This is a genomic window from uncultured Thioclava sp., from assembly GCF_913064665.1.
Taxonomy (GTDB): Bacteria; Pseudomonadota; Alphaproteobacteria; order Rhodobacterales; family Rhodobacteraceae; genus Thioclava; species Thioclava arctica.
Genome location: NZ_CAJYBT010000002.1, coordinates 37,466 through 62,278 on the forward strand (window position 1 = coordinate 37,466; position 24,813 = coordinate 62,278).

Consider the following 24,813-nt stretch of genomic DNA (forward strand, 5'->3'; position numbering starts at 1 on the left):
CGGCCTTGCGACCGGGCGTTTTATACTGTGACGGGTTTAACCTCAGACGTTGACCTCGGCCCATTTCGCCGCGCGCCCCCAGAACACCATATCGTCCAGCAGTTCTTTGGTCGGTCCGTTCAGGTGATCACCCAATTCGCCAATCGGCGTGCCTTGGCTGGCCTTTACGAAATCCGCGCCGCCAATCGTGACTGCGCCGCGCACCGGCACCATGCCGAAATTCACCGCGATCAGGCGCAGATGCTCGACCGCGCGCGCCGCCCCCACACCGCCATAGCCCACCGTGCCAATCGGTTTGCGATGCCAGCCCTTGAAGGCGTAATCAAAGGCGTTCTTGATCGTGGCCGGGATCGAGTGGTTATATTCCGCCGTGAGCACGATGAAGCCATCGCATTCCTCAAGCTTTTTCTCCCATGCCTGCGCGGCGACGTTGGTCACGGGCTTGGCAGCAGGCGGAGCGACCTCATCAAAGAACGGCAAGGCAGCGTCACGCAGATCCAGTACCTCATAGGTCAGATCATCGCGCGCCGCGATTTTGCCCTCAAACCACTCCAGCGCCCGATCAGCAAAGCGCCCGTCGCGCGTGGTGCCCACAACGATCCCTAATTTGAGTTTATCCGTCATAGCGCTCTCCTGTTTTGCCTCTGGCCTGCGCGGGACGGCAGGCGAAATTCTCAAACGAGATATTAGGTTTAGCAGGTCACGTTCCAACCCCGCAGACTGTGCGCCCCTGAACCGGGGGCGCGCGCATTTGCAGGGAACCCTTGCGCCCTCTTGCGGGCGCGCCCGAGCGGTGCTTTATCTGGGATATGAGCAAGCCCTCCGATAACCCCGCTGATCCGTTCAAGAAGGCGCTGGCCGAGGCCACCAAAACGATGGCCGATGCGCCTGAATTGACGGTGAGCTATTCGGTCGACCCATCTGGGATGACCTCTGACACGATGCGCCTGCCGCAGGTGTCGCGCCGAATGACGCGCGACGAGGTGCTGCTGGCGCGCGGCACCGCAGATGCGCTGGCGATGCGCCGTCGCCACCACAATGCGAAAATCGACGCCCGCTATGCGCCCACGGGCGAACTGGCGGCCTCGATTTATGAGGCGATGGAAACCGCGCGCTGCGAGGCTTTGGGCGCGCGCGACATGCCCGGCACGCTGACCAATATCGACGCCAAGATCGCCCATGAGGCCGAGCGCAAGGGCTATGCCCAGATTCGCGCTCCCGAAGAGGCCCCCTTGTCGGTCGCGGCGGGCTATTTCGTGCGCGAATTGGCGACGGGGCGCAAATTGCCCGCAGGCGCTGCAAATGTGCTTGATCTGTGGCGCCCCTTCATCGAGCAATCGGCAGGCGATGATCTGGAGGGCGTCGATCACGTTCTCTCAGATCAGGCGGCGTTCGCGCGTATGGCGCGCAAGGTGATCGCCGATCTGGGCTATGGCGATCAACTGGGTGACGATCCCGACGAAGAGGCCGGGGACGAGGGCGAGGACGACAATCAAGCCCAGCAAGACGACGAGCAGGGCGACAATCAGGGCCGCGACGAAAGCGAGGAAGACGACGCCGACGCCGCGCCTGAATCCAGTCAGGAAACCCAGCAAGATCAAAGCCAGACGACCGTCAGTTCCGACGATCTCGCCGATCAGGAGATGGGCGACGAGGTGGACATGCCTCAGGCCGATGCGCCACTGGAGCCCCCGCCACCGCCCCCCCATTCCGCTGCCGATCCGAATTACACGGTCTATTCAACCGCGTTCGACGAGGAAATCGCCGCCGAGGATCTGGCCGAACCCGCCGAGTTGGAACGCCTGCGTCTTTATCTCGATCAGCAGTTGGAACCGCTGAAAGGGGCCGTGTCGCGCCTCGCCAACAAGTTGCAGCGCCGCCTGCAAGCCCAGCAAAGCCGCTCGTGGGAGTTTGACCGCGAAGAAGGCATGCTGGACGCGGGCCGCTTGGCGCGCGTGGTTGCCAACCCGACGATGCCGCTGTCCTTCAAGGTCGAGAAGGATACCGAGTTTCGCGACACCGTGGTGACGCTGCTGCTGGACAATTCCGGCTCGATGCGGGGCCGCCCGATCTCGATTGCCGCGATCTGCGCCGATGTTCTGGCGCGCACCCTCGAGCGCTGCGACGTGAAAGTCGAAATCCTCGGCTTTACCACGCGGGCGTGGAAAGGTGGGCAATCGCGCGAGAAATGGCTCGCTGATGGGCGCCCGCAATCGCCCGGTCGCCTGAACGATCTGCGTCACATCATCTACAAGCGCGCCGACGCCCCGATGCGCCGCACGCGCACCAATCTGGGCCTGATGATGAAGGAAGGCCTGCTGAAGGAAAACATCGACGGCGAGGCGCTGGAATGGGCACATCGCCGGATGATGGCGCGTTCAGAAGCGCGCAAAATTCTGATGGTGATTTCCGATGGCGCGCCGGTGGATGACTCAACTTTGTCCGTCAACCCCGCGATTTATCTTGAAAAACACCTGCGCGACGTGATCGCAATGGTGGAAAAACGCCGCGCGGTCGAACTGATCGCCATCGGGATCGGCCATGACGTGACGCGCTATTACCAGCACGCCGTCACGATCACCGATGTCGAGCAATTGGCCGGCGCAATGACCGAGCAACTCGCCGGTCTGTTTGACAGCGATCCGCGCGCGCGCGCGCGCCTGCTGGGTATCAAAAAGGCAATGTGATGTTTCAGGATTTCTCGGTGCAGTCGCGCCCCGAGCTTGGCCCGCCCCGGCTGGCCGATTTGCGCGCCGCAATGGCCAAAGCCGATCTCGACGGGTTCATCGTGCCCCGCGCCGATGCCCATCAGGGCGAATATGTCGCCCCCTGCGATGCGCGTTTGGCATGGCTGACGGGCTTTACCGGATCGGCCGGATTTTGCATCGCTACCCGCGATCAGGCGGGCGTGTTCGTCGATGGCCGCTACCGCGTGCAAGTGCGCGCCGAGGTCGATCTGGCCCATTTTACCCCCGTCAACTGGCCCGAGGTCAAACCCGGCGCTTGGCTGCGCGACCACCTGCCCGAGGGCGCGACGGTGGGCTTTGATCCCTGGCTGCACACCCAATCCGAGATCGCCAAGATCCGCGCTGATCTGGAAGGCAGCGGCATCGCCCTCATTGAGAGCGCCAATCTGATCGACGCGATCTGGACCGACCGCCCTGCCCCGCCCAGCCAGCCCGCACGCCTCCATCCACCGGAATTCGCAGGCGAAACGGCTGCTGACAAACGCGCGCGTCTGGCCGCCGATCTGCACGCCCAAGGCGTTGCAGCGGCTATCCTCACCCTGCCCGATTCGATCTGCTGGCTGTTGAACATTCGTGGCAGCGATATTGCGCGCAACCCGGTGGTGCAGGCCTTCGCGGTGCTGTTTGCCAATGGCGGAGTCAAGCTGTTTGCCGATGCTGCAAAGTTCGACGACAGCCTGCGCGCCGATCTGGGCGATCAGATTGCCATTCTGCCACCACATGCATTCGAAGCGGCGCTTGAGGCGATCGAAGGCCCGGTGCTGGTCGATCCCGATACAGCCCCCCTTGCGGTCAGCCTGCGGCTGGCCGATCACGACACCCACATCACATGGGCGCGCGATCCCTGCATTTTGCCCAAGGCACGCAAGAACGCGACCGAAATCGCAGGCATGCAGACCGCCCATCATCGCGATGCCTGCGCGATGGTCGAATTTCTTGCTTGGCTGGATGCCGAGGCCCCCAAAGGCAAGCTGAACGAAATTGCCGTCGTCACCGCCCTAGAGGGGTTCCGCCGCGATACCAACGCCTTGCTGGATATCAGCTTTGATACGATTTGCGGCGCAGGCGGCAATGGCGCAATCGTGCATTACCGCGTCAACGAGGCCACCAACCGCCCCGTCAACCCCGGCGAATTGCTGCTGGTGGATTCGGGCGGGCAATATGTCGATGGCACGACCGACATCACCCGCACCGTGGCCGTGGGCGACGTGCCGCCCGAGGCTCGCGCGCCCTTCACCCGTGTGCTGCAAGGCATGATCGCTCTGTCGCGCGCGCGGTTTCCACGCGGGGTCGCAGGGGCGCATCTTGACGCTCTGGCCCGCGCACCGCTTTGGGCCGAGGGCTGGGATTACGATCACGGCACGGGTCATGGCGTGGGCGCAGCACTAAGTGTGCACGAGGGCCCTGCGCGGATCTCACGGGTCTCCGAAATCGCGTTGGAACCCGGCATGATCCTGTCGAACGAGCCCGGTTATTACCGCGAAGGACAGTTCGGCATCCGCATCGAAAACCTGATCGTCACACAGATTGCGCCCGCAAAGGGCGATAATCGCGACCAACTCAGCTTTGACACGCTCACCTGGGTGCCCATCGAGCGCCGTCTGATCGACTCGGGCCTGCTCTCACCAGATGAGCGCATCTGGCTGAACGCCTATCATGCGCAAGTGCTTGACCAGATTGGCCCGCATGTCAGCGCGGCTGCGAAAGTCTGGCTGGAGAGCGCCTGCGCGCCGCTTTGAATGCGGCCCTGCGTTGAAAATCTCGGATGCCTCCGGCGGGAGTATTTCTAGCTAGATGAAAGGGAGGTCGCTTTCATCTAGCCATTAAATACTCCCCGCGGAGCGTCCCGGAGGTCGGCCCAAGCCGCATCGGTTATTGGCTCAGCACCTGACGCGCCGCGCGCGCGATCACGATTTCCTCATTCGTCGGGATCACCAAGACGCGGACCCGATCAGATCCGATCTCGAGGGCATTTTGTGCATTCGCTTGAGGATCAAGTGCAATCCCGAGCCAGTCCATATTCGCACAGACCTCGGCGCGTAGCCGCGCCGAATTTTCCCCGATTCCGCCGCAAAACACGACCCCGTCTAGACCGCCCAAGGCGGCCGCCATCGCGCCGATCTCGCGTTTGATGCGGAACGCGAAATAGGCGATGGCTTGGGCGGCATGTGGATGATCGCTTGCCTCGAGCGTGCGCATATCATTGGAGATACCCGAGAGGCCAAGCAGCCCTGATTTCTTATAGAGCAGGTCCGAAATATCAGCGGCGCTCATCCCTTCCTGATCCATGAGATACAGCACGACGCCCGGGTCCAACTCGCCCGAGCGGGTGCCCATGGGCAGACCATCCAGCGCCGAAAACCCGAGGCTGGAGGCGATCGATTTACCGCCCTTGAGCGCGCAGATCGACGCGCCCGATCCCAGATGCGCCACCACCACGCGCCCCGCATGAAGGCCCGGTTCGCGACGCGCCAATTCACCGTTGATATAGTCATAGCTCAACCCATGAAACCCGTAGCGGCGCACGCCCTTGTCATAATAGGCGCGCGGCAGGGCGTAGACGTCAGACACAAATGGATGGCCGCGATGGAAGGCCGTGTCATAGCACACGATCTGGGGCACCCCGGGGAAGGCGTCGATTGCGGCGCGAATCCCGGCGAGATTGTGGGGTTGGTGCAAGGGCGCAAACGGGGCGAGCCGCGCAAGATCCTTGATCAGCGCGGGCGTCACCCTTTCGGGGGCGGCGTGATCGATCCCGCCATGCACCACGCGATGGCCAACCGCGACGATTTCGAGGCGCTCAAAATCGGCGTGAAAGGCGGCCAGCGCGGTCTTTAGCGCGGCGGCGTTTGTAGCGAAGGCCTCGGGGGCGGTCTCGGGCAGCGGCAGCGGCGCGCCATCCGATCCCGTCAATTTCATCGCCGCCTCACGGCGCCCGATCCGATCGACATGGCCCATCGCCAGCGCATTGAGATCTTCATCAAACAGCCCCAGCTTGAGCGAGGAAGACCCCGAATTCAGCGTCAGAATAGCGCGCGTCATTCCTGTTTCCCCCGCATCCGGTGGTAATGGATTGAGGCCACCGCCGCCGAGGCCAGCCGCGCCATGGCACTATCTGAGCGCGAATTGAGGATCACCGGCACCTTCGCCCCCAGCACCAACCCCGCTCCTTCGGCATGCGAAATATAGGCCAGTTGCTTGGCCAGCATATTGGCGGAATCAATGCCCGGCGCGACCAGAACCTCGGCGCGACCAGCGACCTGACCACGCAACCCCTTGATGCGCGCGGCCCCCAGATCCACCGCATTGTCCATCGCCAAGGGACCATCCACCTCACCGCCGGTGATCTGCCCACGCTCGGCCATTTTGGACAGCAAGGCGGCATCCAGCGAGGACGGGATCGAGGGCGTTACGGTCTCTACCGCGCTCAGCACGCCCACCTTGGGCACGGCAATGCCGATTGAGATCGCCACATCGATTGCGTTTTGCACGATATCGACCTTGGTCACCAGATCGGGCGCGATGTTGATGGCGGCATCGGTGACGATCAGCGGGTGCGAGATACCGGGCACATCCATCACGAAGACATGGGTAAAGCGGCGTCCCGTGCGCAGCCCGGTCGCCTTGTCCAGCATCGGCTTGAGCAGCGTGTCGGTATGCAGATGGCCCTTCATGATCGCCCCCGCACGCCCCTCATGCACGAGTTGCACGGCAAGGCGCGCTGCGTCGCGCGCGCTCTCGGCGGGAAGAATTTCAAAGCGGGTCGCATCAAGTCCACAATCTGCTGCGGCCCGCATGATCCGTTCAGGATCCCCGATCAACAGCGGCTCGATGATGCGCCGCTCAGCAGCTAGAATCGCGCCCTCCAGCGAGGCGGGTTCCTCGGGACAGACCACGGCGGTGACCAGATCGGGCAGCGGCTCGGCGCGCTCAAGCAGTTTCTCGAAATGGCGATGGCGCTGGCTGATCAGGCCGGGCACTTCGAGCGCGTCGAATTTCAGGTGTTTCTTGGGGGCGAACACCTCGGCGATACCATCCACGATCAGCGCGCCATCGGACACGCGCGTCACCTGCGTGGCAAAGCGCACCGCGCCATCGGCAAGTTTTTCCACCACCTCGACGCGCGCGCACAGCTCTTGGCCTGCCATCGCGTGATCATGAAAGTTCAGCATCTGCGAGCGATAGAGCGTGCCGGGACCGGGCAGCAGATTTCCCAGCACCGCCGTGATCAGCGAGGCCACGAACATGCCCGGCGCATAGGCCTCGCGCACCCCGTCGCCATCGCCGTCCTCGGCCTCAAGATGGACCGGGTTGTGATTGCCCGAAGCCGCGGCAAAGACGTAAAAGTCATCCGCCGTGCACAGCCGTTTCAGCTCTGCGCTCTGGCCGACCTCCATCTCATCCCATTTCCGGCTTTCCAAAATCATCGCGGTCTCCTGTTCCTTTTCGGAGCGCCCACCTTGACGGGTCGCGCGGCTTTCACCTAGCCCCTAAACCGTGACAAATCCTTGATCCGAGACAAAAACCGCCGAGTTTTTCCAGCCCCCCTTCCCTGTGCAAGCGCAGACGCCTAAGACTTGGGCAGCATCTAAAGGAGACTGGGACATGGCATTTTCTGAGTCGTTGAGCGCGCTCGAATCGCTGTTGGGGGAACGGTTGAATCGCTCGGCCGGGGATCGCGATCAGCATGGGCGCAATGAGACCTGGTTTCCCTTCAGCCCGCCCGATGCCGTGGCTTATCCCGAGACCACGCAAGAGGTCGCGGAGCTGGTGAAAATCTGTGCCGCCCATGATGTCGCGATCACGCCTTGGGGCACGGGCACCTCGCTTGAGGGGCATGCGGTGCCGTTGCGCGGCGGGATCAGTCTGGACATGAGCCGGATGAACCGCGTGCTCGAAGTGTTGGATGCGGATATGCAGGTGCGGGTCCAGCCCGGCGTGACGCGTATGGCGCTGAACGACGATCTGCGCGCGACGGGGCTGTTTTTTCCCGTCGATCCGGGCGCGAATGCTTCGCTTGGCGGGATGGCGGCGACGCGGGCCTCGGGCACAACGACGGTGCGCTATGGCTCGATGCGCGACAATGTGGCGGCGCTTGAGGTCGTGCTGGCAGACGGGCGCATCATTCGCACCGGAAGCCGCGCCAAGAAATCTGCCGCTGGCTATGATTTGACCGCGCTGATGGTGGGATCCGAGGGCACTTTGGGCATCATCACCGAGCTGACCCTGCGCCTGCACGGTCAGCCCGAGGCGATCTCATCTGCGGTCTGCGCCTTTGAGACGCTGGAGGCGGCGGTCGAAACCGTGCAGCTGACGATCCAGATGGGCATTCCGATGGCGCGGATCGAATTTGTCGACGCGCTGACGGCCGAGATTTTCAACGAGGCGAATGGCACTAATTTCCCCGCCAAACCGCATCTGATGATCGAGTTTCACGGCTCGGACGCGGCGGTGGCCGAGGCGTCGGAACGCTTTGGCGAGGTGGTGGCAGATATGGGCGGGGCCGATTTCCAATGGGCCACCACGACCGAGGATCGCAACAAGCTTTGGCGGATGCGTCATGGCGCCTATCCGGCCTCGATCGCGCATCGGCCCGGCTGCATGGGGTTGGTGACCGATATCTGCGTGCCGATCTCGCGCCTCGCCGAGGCCGTGGCCGAGATGGCGGGTGAAATCGCGGCGGCGGGGCTGATCGGGCCGATGGTGGGCCATGTGGGCGACGGGAATTTCCACTCGGTGATGCTGCTTGATCCCAATGATGAAGACGAATTCAAACGCGCCAAGGACGTGGCGGGCAAGATGGCCAAGCGCGCGCTTGAGATGGGCGGCACGGTCACCGGCGAGCACGGTATCGGCATGGGCAAGATCGGCTATATGCGCGCCGAACACGGGGCGGGTTGGGATGTGATGGGCACGCTTAAAGCCGCGCTTGATCCGCAAAATATCCTCAACCCCGGCAAGTTGGTGGAGCAAAAAGCATGAGCTTTGAGACGCCCGATGATCTACCGCGCGCCTTCGCACGCTCTTGGGGGGCGCGCGATGCGCTGACGCTGGCGAGCTATTTCGTGCCGGATGCAGATTTTCTGTCGCTCACCGGCGGCGCAGCGGTCGGGCGCGAGGAAATCGCCGAATTGCTGGCGGGCGAGTTAAGCGGGGCGTTCGCGCGCGCGCGCCTCGTGACGGGGCGCGTCAAGATGCGCCCTGTCGGATCAGAGGCCTGCGTGGTGATCCAGCGCTTTGTGCTATCGGGAATCGTGCATGCAGATGGCTCGGATGCGGGCCGTGTCGGGGCCGTGCTGGCTGCAACGATGGGGCTGTCGGACGCGGGTTGGCAGATCGTGGCGGCGCAATTCGTGGTCGAACCCGCAGTGTAATCGCCCGCGCCGCGTCAGCCTGCCAGCAGTGATTTCGCAGCAGCGCGCGCGGCGTCCGTCACTTCGGCGCCTGCGATCATGCGCGCGATCTCGTCGATGCGCTCGGCCTCGGGTAAGGCGCGCACTTGCGACGTCGTCATCTCATTTTGAACCGATTTCGCGACCCGGAAATGGGTGGCGCCACGCGCGGCGACCTGCGGGGAATGGGTGACAACAAGCACCTGCGCGCCCTCGGCCAGCTTGGCCAACCGACGGCCCACCGCATCTGCCGTCGCCCCGCCAACGCCGCGATCAATTTCATCAAAAATCAGCGTCAGCGCATCGGCCCCGCGTGACAACACCACCTTGAGCGCCAGCAAGAAGCGCGACAACTCGCCCCCCGAGGCGATCTTGTTCAGCGGACCTGCGGGCGCACCCGGGTTCGTGGCAACAGTGAAGGCCACCGTGTCGCGCCCATCCGGCCCCGGATCGCCTTGCGTGATATGGGTTTCAAACAGCGCGCGTTCCATCTTGAGCGGGGCCAACTCACCCGCCATCGCAGCATCAAGCCGGGTGGCGGCGGCTAGGCGCGCGCGGCTCAGATCACTGGCTGCGCGTTCGAATTCAGCGCCGGCCCGGGCCAACTCGACCTCCAGCTCTTCGATCCCCTCAGCCCCGGCATCAAGGGCCGCCAGCTTATCACGCAGACCCGCAGCAAAACTGCCCAGATCATCGGCCAAAACGCCGTGCTTGCGTGCCAGCGCGCGGATCGCAAACAAGCGCTCCTCGCAGGCCTCCAGTGCACGGGGATCAAAATCAAGCGCTTCCAGAGCGTCGTCGACCCCCTGCGCCGCCTCGCCCAGTTCAAACAACGCGCGTTCCAGCATTGTAAGCGGGCCATCCAGACGCCCCTCAGCGCGCGCAGCCGCCCCCTGTAACCAGCGATCCGCGTCGCGCATCGCACCCTCAGCTCCCTCGGGGCCCAAAGCCTGCGCGGCCTTGGCCACATCGTCGCGAATTTTTGCAGCCCCCTGCATCTGGCGGCGCTGAGTGTCCAACGCGCCCTCTTCGCCGGGCTGGGGATCAAGCGCGTCGAGTTCCTTGACGGCATGGCGCAGGAAATCTTCTTCAAGGCGCACCGCCTCAAGATCGGCGCGCGCGGCGTCCAGCTGGCGCTGCGCGCTTGAGCGCGCTTTCCACGCAGACCGGCTGGCAGCCAGTAGCGCGGGATGATCGGCGAACAGATCGAGCAGTGCGCGGTGTCCGCGTTCGTTCAAAAGCCCGCCATCATCTTGCTGACCATGCAATTCGACCAGCGATTGCGAGACCTGACGCAGCACTTCGCCACTGGCGCGCCGATCATTGATCCAGGCGGTTTTGCGGCCATCGCGCGCATTGACCCGGCGCAAGATCAGCTCGTCTTCGCAGGGCAACCCCGCCTCGGCCAAGATCGCGCGCACAGGATGGGTCAGGGGCAGTTCGAACACCGCCGTAACCTCGCCCTGATCGGCCCCTTGACGCACCAATTCCGCGCGCCCACGCCACCCCAGCACAAAGCCCAGACAGTCGAGCAAAATCGACTTGCCCGCCCCCGTCTCACCGGTCAGCACGTTCAGACCGGCTCCGAAACAGAGTTCGAGCCGGTCTATAATCAAGATGTCGCGGATTTCGAGCGAACGCAGCATGTCAGCCAGCCTCGCATGCGATCAGAGCCATTCGCCTTTGATCACCTGCCGATAGACCTTCGCCAGCCAACCATCCCCCTTGGCTTCGGGCTTGAGGCCCTTTTTCTCAAGCAGGTTATAGGCGTCTTGATAGAAGGGCGATGACTGGAAGTTATGGCCCAGAATGGCGCCCGCGGTCTGTGCCTGATCGTTGATGCCAAGGGCAAGATAGGCCTCGACCAGACGCTCCAGCGCCTCGGGGGTGTGTGCGGTGGTCTGGAATTGCTCTACCACGACGCGGAAACGGTTGATCGCGGCGGTATAATTGCCCCGCTTGAGGTAATAGCGCCCGATCTCCATCTCTTTACCGGCCAGATGGTCGAAGGCGAGATCGAATTTCAGAATCGCGGATTGCGCATATTCCGAGTTCGGATATTTCTCGATCACATCACGCAGCGACTGCAGCGCCTGATAGGTCAGCCCCTGATCGCGGCCCACCTCGTCGATCTGATCGTAATAGGACAGCGCGAGAAGATATTGCGCATAGGCTGCATCCTCATCGCCCGGATAGGTATCAAGGAAGCGCTGCGCCGAGGCCCGCGCCTCTTCGTATTTCTTCGCGCGATGCTGGGCATAGGCTTCCATGATCAGCGCGCGCTTGGCCCATTGTGAATAGGGGTAAAGCCGCTCGACCTCAGAGAAATACTTGAGCGCATCGGCGGGGCGGCGCGGATTGCCGACCTCTAGCTCATATTCGCCACGCTCATAGATTTGTTGCGCGGTGAAGTTTTCCAGATTGGGCGTTGCCTTTGAATTTCCACCGCACGCGGCCAAAACGGTCACAAGACCAAGAGCCCCGAGTTTCGCTGCCGCTGTTTTGCCGCGCCCCATGCCCTGCCCCATTCCTCTTCACTACCGGGGGAAAGGCCCCGGACCCGTATCCTGACACCCGCTTCGCGCGGGGGGTTTGGGTTGTCCTAGCACAGAAAAATCCGGGGCGCAAAATGCCTTTGATGCCTTTTTGCCCAAGGTTGCGTAGCGTGACAAACCGGTTCGACTGGCGCAGAGCAAATCAGGCCGAAACCAGCGCCTTTGCTGGGCAAACACCGGCACCCGGCAAGCTATAGGCCTGCGCGTCCGAACACTCTTCCCACGTCCAGGCGGTGGGATCCGCAAACAAGGCACGCAACAGTTTATTCGTTAGCGCGTGGCCCGAACGCGTTCCGGTGTAGCGCCCCAGAATCGGTGCCCCTGCCAGCGCGAGGTCGCCAAGCGCGTCGAGCATCTTGTGGCGCACCGCCTCATCGACATGGCGCAGACCGCCGGGGCTTAGTACTTTGTCGCCCTCGATCACAACTGCGTTTTCATAGGTGCCGCCAAGCGCAAGGCCATTGGCTTGCATCATATCCACGTCGGCGCGACGGCAGAATGTGCGGCTGTCCATCAACTCGCGCACGAACGCCCCGTTCGACATTTTCAACCGTTTGCGCTGCACACCGATCGCGGCATCGCTGAAATCAATGTGAAAGTCGATCTCAAGCGCTGCGGCCGGTTCCAGCCGGGCCACGGCAGCCCCCTCACGCACTTCAACCGATTTGAGCACCCGGATCGCGCGCACCGCACCGCTCAACTGGCGCAGCCCCGCCGCGCAGAACGCAGCGACGAAGGGCGCGGCAGAGCCATCAAGGATCGGGACTTCGGCACCGTCGATTTCGACCAGCGCGTTATGCACCCCCGAGCCGACAAGCGCCGCCATCACATGCTCGATCGTGGACACCTGAACGCCATCGGCGTTTTCGATCTTGGTGCACAGTTGGGCAGAGGGCACATTGCTCCAGAGCGCCGGGATACGCGGGTTCACACCGGTCACATCGGTGCGGCGAAACACAACTCCACTGCCCGCGGGTGCGGGATGCACACACATCTCGACCGCAGCCCCGGAATGGAGCCCGACGCCCGAAAAGCGCACGGATCTGGCAAGGGTTGTCTGCACGGGGTGACCTCACAACTTTTATCTCTGGCGGTAACGAAATATCAATTCCCGGTACCGCAGTCTCAGTTAGTCAGGTGGACGCCGCATCTCAACTCACTCTTTGTAACGGAGTGAAACAATGAGGCATGGCCGGGGCAAAACATCGCTCAGAGCCATTTAAGGTAATGTTTTTCATAAAGAAAGGGCCGGAAAAATCCGGCCCTTGTTACAGTTTTGTGATGACGTTTTTTTTAGTTTGCCTGACGACGCAGGAAGGCGGGGATCTCAACGCGATCCTGTTCGTCGGTTTGTTCGTCGTCATAGACCTCGGCGCGCGGTTGCGCGGGGGCTTGCGCGCGCGGTTGCGCAGGGGCTGGCGCGCGCGGCGCAGCTTGGGGTTGGGCAGCATGGCCCTCACCGCTGTGGCCGGTCATCCGATTGATCAGCGAGTTGATCCCAAAGCGCGGCTTATCGGCCTGCGGATGGGGCGCATCCTGGGGATGCGCAGGGCGGGTTGCTGCCATCGGGCGCTGCGACATCGGAGCCTTGCCCACGGCCGCTTCGAGACGACGCAGCGCTTCGGGGGACGGCGTGCCGGGCTGACGCGGACGCGGGGCGACATAGCCCTGTGCCTCATCCTCGACATACAGATCGGGCTGGGGCTCACGCGGGGCGCTGTAGGCCGGGGGCGGCAGGTCGTCGCCCGCTTGTGCGGCAGTTGCGCGCGCGGCGGGGGCATCAAACAGCGTGCGCTCGGGGGCCTGTTGAGGCTGCTGAGGCGCGGGCTGTGCCATCTGCGGCTGCGGCGCGGGGCGCGCAGCCGGCTGAGCCGACAAGGCCGCAGGCTGCTGCTGAGGCTGCTGCGCCGGAGGCTGGGGGGCCGGAGCGGGCTCATAGGCTTGCTGCGGGGCGTAATCTTCGACGTGATGCGTCGCAGCTTCGATCGCCTCAGCGGCCGGCTTCAACGGCTGCGCCATTGAGCGGCGCGGCACCGGCAGATCGGTCGTGGCCACAACAGCGTCGATACCGGTGGCAACCACCGAAACGCGCATCGAACCTTCCATGTCGGGATCAAGCGTCGAGCCGACGATGATATTGGCTTCGGGATCGACCTCTTCGCGGATCCGGTTTGCGGCCTCGTCCAGTTCGAACAGGGTCAAATCGTAGCCACCGGTGATGTTGATCAGCACGCCTTTCGCGCCAGCCAGAGAAATCTCGTCCAGCAGCGGGTTGGCAATCGCCTTTTCGGCGGCTTGAACGGCGCGATCATCGCCATCTGCCTCGCCCGTGCCCATCATCGCCTTGCCCATTTCGTCCATCACGGCGCGCACATCGGCGAAATCAAGGTTGATCAGGCCGGGACGCACCATCAGGTCGGTCACGCCTTTGACGCCTTGATACAGAACGTCATCGGCCAGCGCGAAGGCTTCGGTGAAGGTGGTCTTTTCATTGGCCAGACGGAACAGGTTCTGGTTGGGGATGATGATCAGCGTATCGACGACCTTTTGCAGCGCCTCAAGCCCCTCTTCGGCCTGACGCATCCGCTTGGAGCCTTCAAACTGGAACGGCTTGGTCACAACGCCCACGGTCAACACGCCCAATTCGCGCGCAGCCTGCGCGATGATCGGCGCAGCGCCCGTGCCCGTACCACCGCCCATACCGGCAGTGATAAAGCACATATGCGCGCCCGCGAGGTGATCAACGATCGTCTCGATGCTTTCTTCGGCAGCGGCCGCACCCACCGAGGGGCGCGCGCCGGCACCCAAGCCTTCGGTCGCCTTCACACCCATCTGGATGCGTGATTGCGACTTGGACTGTTGCAGCGCCTGTGCATCGGTATTGGCGACCACGAACTCCACGCCCTCCAGCTTCTGTTCGATCATATTATTGACCGCGTTTCCGCCTGCGCCCCCGACACCGAAAACAGTGATCCGAGGCTTGAGGTCTTGATGCTCTGACATCATGAGATTCAACGTCATGTGGTTTATCCGCCTGTTGCTGCTGCCCGGCCCTGTCCCAGACCGTAATGAATAGAAATTAGGTCTAATTTAGCCTTGAATCGCTTCAGCGTCACGCAAAAACTGACCCCAAGACACAAAATCTGGAGTTCCCTTTCCCGTGACAAGCGGTATTTCGCGCATTGCGCTGAATATTGTGGGTGTTAGCGGGCATGATGCTGCCCCTGCGCTACATCATGAAAATGACATCCCGCTGCGTGTTTCCCGAAATTTCACTTTTTCAACATTTCACCAATTATCGCGAAACCACCGGATCGCCCGACGGATCGAGCGTCCGCCCATCGTTTCAGCGGGAATTTCGAAGTCCCACCATTCATCTTGCGGATGCGCAGCAAACAGCGCCAAGCCAACCACCGAGGAAAAGCCCGCCCCGGTCGCAGCCTGTGGCAGGCCCTGCACCCGCATGGGCCGTCCCAGACGCACATTCTGCCCCAAAATCCGTGCCGCCAGCCCGTCCAGACCCGGTATCTGGCTTGCGCCACCGGTCAGCACGATCTGCTGGCTTGGCAGATGCTCAAACTCTGCCGCATCCAGGATCGCGCGCACATCTTCAAGGATCTCCTCGACCCGTGGACGCATAATTCCAATCAGTTCAGCGCGGCTGATTTGACGGCGATCCTTTTCCCAATCACCGGAATCTCCGCCCAACTCGATCATCTCGCGGTCATCCATACCCGTTGCATGCACGCCGCCATGGAAGGTCTTGATCCGCTCGGCGACGGCCATCGGCACTTGCAGCCCGGCCGCGATATCGCGGGTGACGTGATCGCCCCCCAGCCGCACCGCATCGCCATAGATCATGTGCTTTTTCATGAAAATCGAGACGCCTGTCGCGCCACCGCCCATATCGATGCAGGCCGCGCCCAGTTCCTGTTCGTCCTCAACAAGGCTGGAAATGCCCGACACATAGGCCGAGCTGGCAATCCCGGCGAGTTCCAGATCGCAGCGCCGGATACAGTAGATCAGGTTTTGAATAGCGGTGTCGTCGACCGTCAACAGATGCATATCGACGGCCAAGCGCGCACCAGCATGGCCACGCGGATCGCTAAGCCCCGAGCGATGATCAAGCGCAAAGTTCACCGGTTGCGCGTGCAGCACCTCGCGGCCATGTCCGATCGGGGGCATGTCGCAGGCGGCCAGCACCCGGCCGACATCGCTCTCCGAAACCTGATCGCCTTGCAGCTCAATCGCGCCCTCAATGCCGTACGATCGCGGCTGAGCGCCCGAGAAACAGGCAATCACATGATCCACGCGGGTGTTGGCCATCTTTTGCGCGGCCTGAACGGCTGTGCGAATGGCGCGCTCGGTTTCCGCCATCGCGTCGATCTCACCAAAGCGCACGCCGCGCGAGCGGGTCGTCGCCGCGCCAATCACGCGCGCCGCCGCATGCCCGGCGAGCGAGCCTTCGCCCTCGGTGCCGCCGGGACTGTCAAAGCGCAGCACGAGACAGGCAATCTTAGAGGTGCCGATATCAAGCAGCGCGATCACCCCGCGCTGCATCGCCGCCTTACGCATGTTACGCATCGCGCGCTGGGACTCATACAAATCGGTCATTGGCTGGCCCTTACTTTGAGACTGTCGGATTGCACCTGACGGAACGCATCAAGCGCGTGTTCGCTCAGGCGGATCGTTGGGCGGTCCTTGTTTCGAAAATCAATCACGGTGAAATCACGTGCGAGCAGATCCTCGGCGGTATTGAGCGCTAGGATGCGATCAAGGGCTGCCTGCGGATCGGCCTCGGGCAGCATGATGCGCTGGTCATGATCAAGCACCAGATCCCAGCGCCGCTCACCGACCCGTTCCAGACCGCGCAAACGGGGCAAAATCGGCCCGGCATCCGCGATCAGACGCAGCGCTTCGGGCACCGCTTTGTCTGCGCCCTGCCCCACCATCAGCGGCAGACCCGGGCGCGCCTCGCGCGTCAGTAGCGTGGCGACGCGATGCCCGGTCACATCCAGCATCTCGATCCCTTGCGGCTTGCGCCACAAAATGGCGGGCACGCGCTGGGTCACATCGGCCTCAAGCACGCCGCCGGGACGGATCACCAGCGTCACATCGGCCACCGCATCCAGCTTGCGGATCGTGTCGCGATAGGCATCAAGGTTGAGATCAAAGCTAGAGGCGGGCAGCTGCGCGGGCAGCATGGTGCGGATCGCGCGCGACACTTCGGGGCCTGCGCCATCAATCTTGAGCAGCGAGACCATGAACTCGGGGCGATGCTCGATCTTGTCTTTCAGGTCCTGATATTGCGCGATCAGATCGGCACGCCGCCCCTGATCGCCCAGCCAGACACCAAGCCCCAAAACCACGATGAAAACGGGCACACCGATCCGCGTCAGCGCGCGCACGGCGGGCGTCAGCCAAAGCCGCTGCAGCCGGAAGGACAGCCGCGAGGGGGCCGGGTCGCGCGTGCCGGGGCGACGCGCGCGTTGATAGACATGCGCAGCCACCCCGCCGCGGTGATCGGCGGCCGCAAACAGCGGCAAGCGCGTCAACGATCGCATGAGGCATCCTCCACCAACCACGCACACAGCGCGGGGAAATCCATTCCGCAGGTGGCGGCATGTTCGGGGGAAAGCGAGGTCGGCGTCATGCCCGGCTGGGTGTTGGTTTCCAGCAGCACGAGACCAGCCAGTCCGCGTGTATCATCCCAGCGAAAGTCGGTGCGCGAGAGGCCACGGCAGCCCAATGCGTCATGGGCGCGCAGGGCGTAATCGAGGCAAGCCTCGGTGATCTCGTCGGGTAGCTCGGCGGGGCAGATATGGCGCGACCCGCCGACCTGATACTTTGCAGCGTAATCATACCAGCCAGAGGTGATAAGCTCGGTCACACAGAGCGCGCGATCCCCCAGCACCGAGCAGGTCAGTTCCCGGCCGGGAACATAGGTTTCCACCATCACCCGATCGGGCATTTCATCGGACAATTGCGGCGGGTCGTTGGCCCCCTCCATCACCAGATAAACGCCGACAGATGAGCCTTCGTTATTGGGTTTCACGACGTAGGGCGCAGGCAATACATGGCGCGCCATCACATCGGCCTTGGAGGCGATCACCGATTGCACCACCGGCAGGCCAATATTGGCGTAAATCTGCTTGGTGCGCGCCTTGTCCATCGCCAGCGCCGAGGCCAGTACGCCCGAATGGGTATAGGGAATACGCAGCCATTCGAGGATGCCCTGAACGCAGCCATCTTCGCCCCAACGGCCATGCAACGCGTTGAAAACGCAGTCGGGCTTCACGTCCAAAAGACGCTCAACGAGGTCCGCCCCCGCGTCAATCTCGATTGTTTCAAATCCCGCCGCGCGCAGTGCCTTGACGCATTCGCGCCCAGAGGACAAAGACACCTCCCGCTCAGCAGAAGGGCCGCCCAATAATACTGCCACACGTTGGGATGCCCTGCTCGACATGCCCGCCACTTTCGCCACTTGCGGGGGTTATCCCCCGTCTAACCTTATTCGGTATCCACGTCGCAGGCCGGTGATCTTACGTCCCGAATTCGCCCACGCGCTTGATTTCCCACTCTAACGAAATTCCGCTATTGTGCAAAACCTTTTTGCGCACCTCTTCACCAAGGTTTTCCAGATCAGCAGCACTTGCCTGCTCCGCATTGATCAAGAAATTGCTATGTTTTTCTGACATTTGCGCCCCGCCAAGGCGCGCGCCGCGCAGCCCCGCATCGTCAATCAATTTCCACGCCTTGAGATCATGCACGTCATCTTCGCGCCCAGTCGAGGAAAATCCGGCTGGATTGCGAAAGGTCGAACCGGCCGAGCGCTCCTTAGTCGGCTGGCTGGCGTCGCGACGCGCAAGCTGATCGTTCATGCGCGTTGCAAGCGCCGCAGGATCGCCGGGATCGGTGCGAAATACCGCCTCGATCAGCACAGCACCTTCGGGCAAGTCACTGTGACGATAGCCGAAATCCAGCTCTGCAGGCGGGAAGGTCACGATCTCGCCGCTGCGGGTCACGGCGCGCGCCGAAATCAGGTGATCGGCGACATAGGCACCATAGCAGCCCGCATTCATCACCACCGCGCCGCCAATACTGCCCGGAATGGTGCGCAAAAATGTCAGATCGCGCCCGGCCTCTGCGGCACGGCGCGCCACATGTGCATCCAGCGCGGCCGCCCCGGCAGTGACCTGCGCGCCCTCAATCTCAATCGCATTAAATCCACGCCCCAGCCGGATCACCACCGCGCGCAACCCGCCATCGCGTACGATCAGGTTTGAGCCCACGCCCATCGGGAATACCGCCACATCGTCTGGTAGCCCGCGCAAAAAATCGGCCAGATCATCGGCATCTGCAGGCTGAAACAGCCAATCCGCCGGGCCACCCACGCGCAGCCATGTCAGATCGGCCAAAGGCCGGTTCTGCGTAAGCGCGCCACGCGGCGTATAGCTGGACAGGTTGGTCATGGGCGCTCTCCTAGCGGGGTCACGCAAATCAGGCAAGAGACTAGGGGCGATCTGTCGAAGTGGCGACGCGGCGCAGCGCGCGCAGGAGAAAGATCACCGGCCAGCGCAGAACCGACATTCCGCCCGCCAGCACCAACAGCCCGACCACCGGCCCATGCACGAAGGTGATCCAGCCCAGCAACGGCACACCAAGCACGATCAGCACCCAAGCGGCAGGCCAATGAAAGCGCCCCGGCGCCATCGCCGCAAGGCTGGCAGCCAGTGCCCAGATACATGCGAGGGTCAAGGGAGTGGTCATATTACGCTTTCAGTTGTTCAGGCAGGTTATTGGCCCAGGTCGAGATCGTGCCCGCGCCAAGGCATACGACAATATCGCCGGGACGCGCCTGTTCGCGCACCAGCCGGGCAAGGTCGTCCTCAGAGAGGATCGCGCGCGCATGGCGGTGGCCATGTGCGATCAACCCTGCGACCAGATCGTCGCGCGACGCGCCCTCGATCGGGTCCTCGCCTGCGGCGTAAACCTCGGCGATGGCGACCACATCGGCCTCGTTAAAACAGGTGCAAAAATCGTCAAACAGCGAATGCAGGCGGGAATAGCGGTGCGGTTGATGCACCGCGATGACGCGCGCGCCGGGTTTCACAGATTGCCGCGCAGCCTTAAGAACAGCTGCGATTTCAACTGGATGGTGACCGTAATCATCAATGATCGTGACGCCACCCAGCACCTCGCCCACTTTGGTAAAGCGCCGGTTCACGCCACCAAACGCCGCCAGCGCCGCGCGAATTTCGCTGCGCTTCATGCCCAGATGACGCGCGACGGCCACAGCCGCCAAGGCGTTGGAGACGTTGTGGTCGCCCGGCATCGGCAGGGTGCAGCCCTCAATCACCGGCTTGCCCTCTTCGCCTTGCAGCGCGATGTCGAAATGGGCCACGCCCGCGTCGTAATGCAGGCTCACCGCGCGCACATCGGCCTGCGCGTTGAAGCCAAACGTCACCACGCGGCGGTCGTTGAGCTTGCCGACCAGCGTCTGCACTTCGGGGTGATCGGTGCAGCACACCGCCAGCCCGTAAAACGGGATGTTGGAGACGAAATCGTAAAACCCTTTGCGCAGCGCGGCGAAATCTCCCCAATGCTCCATATGCTCGGGGTCGATATTGGTCACGATGGCGATGGTCGCGGGCAAGCGATTGAAGCTGCCATCGCTCTCGTCGGCCTCCACCACCATCCATTCGCCCTCGCCCGCGCGCGCATTCGAGCCATAGGCATGAATGACACCGCCATTGATCACGGTGGGGTCGAAACCACCCTTATCTAGCAGCGTGGCCACCATCGTCGTGGTGGTCGTCTTGCCATGCGTGCCACCGATGGCGATGTTGGATTTGAGCCGCATCAGCTCGGCCAGCATCTCGGCGCGGCGCACCACGGGCAGGCCACGACGGCGCGCCTCTTCCAGTTCGGGATTGCCGCGTTTGATCGCGGTCGAGATCACGACAACGCCCGCCTCGCCCAGATTTTCGGCGCGCTGACCCTCGAAGAATGTCGCGCCAAGGCTTTCGAGCCGCTTGGTGATCTTGGACGCCTTTGCATCCGAGCCCTGCACGGTGAAGCCTTGGGTCATCAACACCTCGGCAATACCGGACATGCCGATCCCGCCGATGCCGACGAAATGGATGGGGCCGAGTTCTCCGGGCAGTTTGGTCGCGTTCATGTATTCTGTCCTGCTAGGTCTTGCACGAGCGCCACAAGCCGCTCGGTCGCATCGGGAACGCCGTAGGAAACGGCGGCGAGCGCCATTTGCAGCGCACCATCGGGATTGTCCAGCACCAGCGCGATCTGATCGCGCAGCGTATCGGGGTCGAGTTTGCTTTCGGGAATGGTGATCGCGCCGCCTGCTTTGGCCAGTCCCTTGGCATTGGCAACCTGATGATCGCCCGCGGCTGCCGCATAAGGGATCAAAATGGCAGGGCGCCCGATCACGGAGATATCGGCGATTGAACTGGCTCCGGCGCGCGAGATCACCAGTTGGCATTCGCTCAAGCGGCGGGGCACGTCATTGAAGAACGGTGCGACCTCGGCGTCGATCCCGGCCTGCTGATACGCCTCGTTCACACGATCCAAGTCCTCGGCCCGCGCCTGATGGGCGACGCGCAGATTGGCGCGCTGGTTTTCGGGCAGGCGCGCCATAGCTTCGGGCACCATGTCAGACAGGATCCGCGCACCTTGCGAGCCGCCGATTACTAGGATCGACATCGGGTAATCGCCGGGCGCGATATAGGCAGCCCCTGCGCGCTCCAGCACCGAGCCACGCACCGGATTGCCGGTATAATCCGCCTGCACGCCCTCGGGCACATCGGTGGGCCAAGTGCCACAGGCAAAGCGGTTCACCCGCTTGGCAAACACCCGGTTCACGCGCCCCATAATACCGTTTTGTTCATGAATGGCGCGCGGCAGCCCCAAGAACGTGGCCGAGGCCAGTGCTGGAATCGTCGGATATCCGCCAAAGCCGACGACCACCGTGGGGCGATCAGAGACATTGCGCAAAATGGCCGAGAGTATGCCGCCGAAAATCTTGAACGGGGTGGTCAGTTTCGCCAACACGCCACCGCGCGCGAAGGTCGCTGAACTGACCTGTTCGATCGTGACCACATGCGGAAATCCACCTGCGTAACGTGCGCCGCGCGCATCCGTAGACAGCTTAACCCGCCAGCCCCGGCGCACCATCGCTTCGGCCAAGGCTTGGGCGGGGAACATATGCCCGCCCGTGCCGCCTGCAGCGATTAACAATAACGGAGTTTTATCCTTGGCCATGTCACCCTCCTGGGTTAGCGGCCACGCCGCGCGAGGATATCAGAAATCTGCCCCTGCGGCCGCGTGCGCGTCAACGCAAGCAACATGCCCACCGCGATCCCCGAGGCAATCACCGACGAGCCACCATAGCTGACAAACGGCAAGGTCATACCTTTTGCAGGCAACAGCCGCACTGCAACACCCATATTGATGATCGCCTGAATGCCAAAGGCACAGGCCAAACCGGTGCCCGCAATCCGCGTAAACGGGTCGCGCTCGCGCGTCAGGCGCAACATCGAGCGGATCACGACAGTGGCGTAAAGCGCGATGATACACAGCACAAGGATCAGCCCGTATTCCTCGGCCGCCACGGCAATGATGAAATCGGTATGCGCATCGGGCAGCGACCACTTGACCGAGCCCTGCCCCACGCCGACCCCAAAGAACCCGCCCTCTTGAATGGCGTTGGTCGCATAGCCGATCTGCGTGCGCGGATCGACATCGGTCGAGAGAAACCCGTCAATCCGGCGCGCGAAGTGATCCGAGAAATTATAGGCGAAAAAGCCCCCCGTGATCGCCAGCCCGCCGATGCCCGTCAACAGCGCAATCGGCGCGCCCGAGACGAAATACATCACCGACCAGGCGAACAGCACCAATGAGGCCTGCCCAAAATCGGGCTGCAGCGCCAGCGCCACCACGATCACGCAGGTCAGCAAGAACGAATAGGCACGACCGGGCGGGCCGCCGACCTCATGCGCCGCCGCCATGAACCAAGCCGAAATGATCACAAATCCGGGCTTGAGAAATTCCGAGGGCTGAATCGACGCAAATCCCAAACTATACCAACGCACCGCGCCTTTGCCGAAATCCGTGCCCAAAATCGGCAGGAACATCACCGCAACAAACGCGCCCGCAAAGCCGATCACGCCAAGCCGGCGGATCTGGCGCGGGTCCAGCATCGAAATGCCCAGCATGATGATCAGCGCAATAGCGCCGAACACCGCTTGCCGTTTAACATAGTAAAATTGCTCCAGCCCATTGCGTTCAGCCAACGGAACCGAGGCCGCCAGCCCCAGCAACATGCCAACCCCAAACAGGATCAGCACCGCTGAAAGCGCCCATTTATCAATGGTGCGCCACCATTTCGGAAGAACAGGCTCCCCTGCGCGCACAGGCACAGTGCCAAAGGCCATCTCTGTCATCGGTAATACCGCCGTCTCTGCCTCAAATCGCCCGTTTGCCGGGTCTGCTTGAAACTCTAACCGAAATCGCTTGGGCTGGCTAGAAGAAAGGGCGCGCGGCGAAGGGGTTCGCGCGGCGCTTCTTGGCGCGATCGCGCAGGAAATCCCTTTCCCCTTCCCCTTGGTTCAAATATCCCGGGGGTGCGGGGGCTGGCCCCCGCTTGGCGCAGGAGACACGCATGATACCGGTTCAGGGCTATGACGGGCAAAAAGTGGCGGTGCTGGGTTTGGGCCGCTCGGGTCTGGCGAGTGCCGCAGCCCTGCGCGCAGGCGGGGCCGACCCAATCTGCTGGGATGACAGCCCCGAAGGGCGCGCGCGCGCGCAAGCGGCGGGTTTCACCTGCACCGATCTGAGCAAACAGGGCGCGTTTGACGATATTGCCGCACTGATCACCTCGCCCGGCATCCCCCATCTCTACCCCGTCCCCAACGCAGTGATCGCGGCGGCGATGACGGCTGGCGTACCGGTCGATAATGATATCGGGCTGTTTTTTGCCTCTTGGGCCACGCCCGAATGGGAGAATTTCGACATTGCCCCGCGCACGATCTGTGTCACCGGATCGAACGGGAAATCCACCACCACAGCGCTGATCCACCACATCCTGACCGAGGCCGGGCGGTCGTCGCAAATGGCGGGCAATATCGGGCGCGGCGTGCTTGATCTCGACCCGCCCGAAGCGGGTGAGGTCGTTGTGCTGGAGCTATCGAGCTATCAAACCGATCTGGCGCGCGCGCTGACCCCCGATATCGCCGTGTTCACCAATCTCTCGCCCGATCATCTGGATCGTCACGCCGGTTTGGGGGGCTATTTCGCCGCCAAGCGCCGCCTGTTTTCCGAGGGCGGGCCGGATCGTGCCGTGATTGGCGTGGATGAGCCCGAGGGCACCTATCTGGCCAATCAGCTGGCGGTGTCGCGCAGCGATGATCGCGTGATCCGGGTGTCGGCCGGACGCAAGCTGGGCGATTGGGGCTGGTCGGTTTTCGCGCGCAAGGGTTTCTTGAGCGAGTGGCGCAAGGGCCGCCAGATCGCCTCGATTGATCTGCGCGACGTGACGGGACTACCGGGCGCGCATAACCACCAAAACGCCTGCGCTGCCTACGCCGCCGTGCGCGCGCTTGGGGTCGCCCCGCGCGAGATCGAGGCCGCGTTTCACAGCTTTGGCGGTCTTCCCCATCGCAGCCAGACCTTGGCGGACAAAGCCGGCGTGCGCTATGTCAACGACTCCAAAGCGACCAATGTCGACAGTGCCTCCAAGGCCCTGCAAGCATTCAACAATATCCTCTGGATCGCGGGGGGCTTGGGCAAAGAAGGTGGCGTTTCAGGCGTAAAACCGCATCTGGGGTCCGTCAAGAAGGCCTATTTCATCGGACATTCGGCGCGCGATTTCGCGCTGGAACTTGCGCCGTTAAACCATGAAATCTGCGAAACGATGGAAGCCGCCGTGGCCGCAGCCGCACGCGATGCCGAGGCGGGAGACACGGTGCTGCTGGCCCCCGCCGCCGCCAGTTTCGATCAATATCCCAATTTCGAAAAGCGCGGCGAGCATTTCGCCGAACTGGTCGCGGCCCTCCCCGGCTAAGCCCCTGCCCGGCTAAGCTGATCAGCCGCAGAACCGCG

The 24,813-nt window shown here is 62.8% G+C and carries 20 protein-coding genes; 5 read left to right on the forward strand and 15 right to left on the reverse strand.

Features of this window, described 5'->3' with window-relative positions; translation table 11 throughout:
• Positions 1-42: 42 nt before the first annotated feature.
• Complete coding sequence (locus tag QZ571_RS01055) at positions 43-624, reverse strand: NAD(P)H-dependent oxidoreductase (protein ID WP_295530359.1); 582 nt, start codon at positions 622-624, stop codon at positions 43-45.
• A gap of 185 nt (positions 625-809) precedes the next feature.
• Here QZ571_RS01055 and cobT point away from each other — a divergent pair, with 185 nt between their 5' ends.
• Both cobT and QZ571_RS01065 read left to right on the forward strand, forming a co-directional pair.
• Entirely contained in the window at positions 810-2,687 is a 1,878-nt protein-coding gene (gene cobT, locus QZ571_RS01060; protein ID WP_295530363.1) for a cobaltochelatase subunit CobT, read from the forward strand.
• On the forward strand, positions 2,687-4,486 hold the full coding sequence (locus QZ571_RS01065; protein WP_295530366.1) for an aminopeptidase P family protein: 1,800 nt from the start codon (positions 2,687-2,689) through the stop codon (positions 4,484-4,486). Before cobT ends, QZ571_RS01065 begins: the two co-directional genes overlap by 1 nt.
• 133 nt (positions 4,487-4,619) lie before the next feature.
• On the opposite strand, the gene QZ571_RS01070 is transcribed toward QZ571_RS01065, so the two are convergent.
• Both QZ571_RS01070 and QZ571_RS01075 read right to left on the reverse strand, forming a co-directional pair.
• The gene (locus QZ571_RS01070; RefSeq protein WP_295530369.1) at positions 4,620-5,789 is read right to left on the reverse strand and encodes an acetate/propionate family kinase; all 1,170 of its coding nucleotides are present in this window, start codon (positions 5,787-5,789) and stop codon (positions 4,620-4,622) included.
• Entirely contained in the window at positions 5,786-7,174 is a 1,389-nt protein-coding gene (locus QZ571_RS01075) for a bifunctional enoyl-CoA hydratase/phosphate acetyltransferase (RefSeq protein WP_295530371.1), read from the reverse strand. Before QZ571_RS01075 ends, QZ571_RS01070 begins: the two co-directional genes overlap by 4 nt.
• Before the next feature lie 178 nt (positions 7,175-7,352).
• On the opposite strand from QZ571_RS01075, the gene QZ571_RS01080 reads away from it, so the two are divergent.
• On the forward strand, positions 7,353-8,729 hold the full coding sequence (locus QZ571_RS01080; RefSeq protein ID WP_295530374.1) for an FAD-linked oxidase C-terminal domain-containing protein: 1,377 nt from the start codon (positions 7,353-7,355) through the stop codon (positions 8,727-8,729).
• The gene (locus QZ571_RS01085) at positions 8,726-9,121 is read left to right on the forward strand and encodes a DUF4440 domain-containing protein (RefSeq protein ID WP_295530378.1); all 396 of its coding nucleotides are present in this window, start codon (positions 8,726-8,728) and stop codon (positions 9,119-9,121) included. The genes QZ571_RS01080 and QZ571_RS01085 overlap by 4 nt, the downstream gene beginning before the upstream one ends.
• A gap of 14 nt (positions 9,122-9,135) precedes the next feature.
• Here the strand turns inward: QZ571_RS01085 and recN are convergent, their stop codons facing one another.
• The 12 genes from recN to QZ571_RS01145 form a co-directional block, all read right to left on the reverse strand.
• Positions 9,136-10,785: a DNA repair protein RecN gene (recN, locus tag QZ571_RS01090; RefSeq protein ID WP_295530381.1), complete on the reverse strand. Its 1,650-nt coding sequence runs from the start codon at positions 10,783-10,785 to the stop codon at positions 9,136-9,138.
• A 21-nt stretch (positions 10,786-10,806) separates the two neighbouring features.
• Positions 10,807-11,655, reverse strand: coding sequence for an outer membrane protein assembly factor BamD (locus QZ571_RS01095; protein ID WP_295530385.1), 849 nt, complete (start codon positions 11,653-11,655; stop codon positions 10,807-10,809).
• A gap of 181 nt (positions 11,656-11,836) precedes the next feature.
• Positions 11,837-12,757 carry a UDP-3-O-acyl-N-acetylglucosamine deacetylase gene (gene lpxC, locus QZ571_RS01100; RefSeq protein ID WP_295530388.1) on the reverse strand — a complete coding sequence of 307 codons (921 nt, stop codon included), beginning with the start codon at positions 12,755-12,757 and terminating at the stop codon, positions 11,837-11,839.
• A 230-nt stretch (positions 12,758-12,987) separates the two neighbouring features.
• On the reverse strand, positions 12,988-14,715 hold the full coding sequence (gene ftsZ / locus QZ571_RS01105; RefSeq protein WP_295530391.1) for a cell division protein FtsZ: 1,728 nt from the start codon (positions 14,713-14,715) through the stop codon (positions 12,988-12,990).
• A gap of 267 nt (positions 14,716-14,982) precedes the next feature.
• Entirely contained in the window at positions 14,983-16,308 is a 1,326-nt protein-coding gene (gene ftsA / locus QZ571_RS01110; protein ID WP_295530395.1) for a cell division protein FtsA, read from the reverse strand.
• Complete coding sequence (locus QZ571_RS01115) at positions 16,305-17,258, reverse strand: cell division protein FtsQ/DivIB (RefSeq protein WP_295530399.1); 954 nt, start codon at positions 17,256-17,258, stop codon at positions 16,305-16,307. The genes ftsA and QZ571_RS01115 overlap by 4 nt, the downstream gene beginning before the upstream one ends.
• Positions 17,246-18,160: a D-alanine--D-alanine ligase gene (locus QZ571_RS01120; protein ID WP_295530403.1), complete on the reverse strand. Its 915-nt coding sequence runs from the start codon at positions 18,158-18,160 to the stop codon at positions 17,246-17,248. Before QZ571_RS01120 ends, QZ571_RS01115 begins: the two co-directional genes overlap by 13 nt.
• A gap of 76 nt (positions 18,161-18,236) precedes the next feature.
• Positions 18,237-19,166, reverse strand: coding sequence for a UDP-N-acetylmuramate dehydrogenase (gene murB / locus QZ571_RS01125; protein WP_295530406.1), 930 nt, complete (start codon positions 19,164-19,166; stop codon positions 18,237-18,239).
• Between the two features lie 40 nt (positions 19,167-19,206).
• Positions 19,207-19,464 (reverse strand): DUF2484 family protein, encoded by a 258-nt coding sequence (locus tag QZ571_RS01130; RefSeq protein ID WP_295530409.1) that lies wholly within the window; start codon positions 19,462-19,464, stop codon positions 19,207-19,209.
• 1 nt (position 19,465) lies between these two features.
• A complete protein-coding gene (gene murC / locus QZ571_RS01135) occupies positions 19,466-20,875 on the reverse strand; it encodes a UDP-N-acetylmuramate--L-alanine ligase (protein WP_295530412.1) in 1,410 nt (469 codons plus the stop codon).
• Positions 20,872-21,975, reverse strand: coding sequence for a UDP-N-acetylglucosamine--N-acetylmuramyl-(pentapeptide) pyrophosphoryl-undecaprenol N-acetylglucosamine transferase (locus QZ571_RS01140; RefSeq protein WP_295530415.1), 1,104 nt, complete (start codon positions 21,973-21,975; stop codon positions 20,872-20,874). The genes murC and QZ571_RS01140 overlap by 4 nt, the downstream gene beginning before the upstream one ends.
• A gap of 14 nt (positions 21,976-21,989) precedes the next feature.
• Positions 21,990-23,156, reverse strand: coding sequence for a putative peptidoglycan glycosyltransferase FtsW (locus QZ571_RS01145; protein WP_295530418.1), 1,167 nt, complete (start codon positions 23,154-23,156; stop codon positions 21,990-21,992).
• Positions 23,157-23,374: 218 nt separating this feature from the next.
• On the opposite strand from QZ571_RS01145, the gene murD reads away from it, so the two are divergent.
• Positions 23,375-24,775, forward strand: coding sequence for a UDP-N-acetylmuramoyl-L-alanine--D-glutamate ligase (murD, locus tag QZ571_RS01150; protein ID WP_295530421.1), 1,401 nt, complete (start codon positions 23,375-23,377; stop codon positions 24,773-24,775).
• Positions 24,776-24,813: the final 38 nt, after the last annotated feature.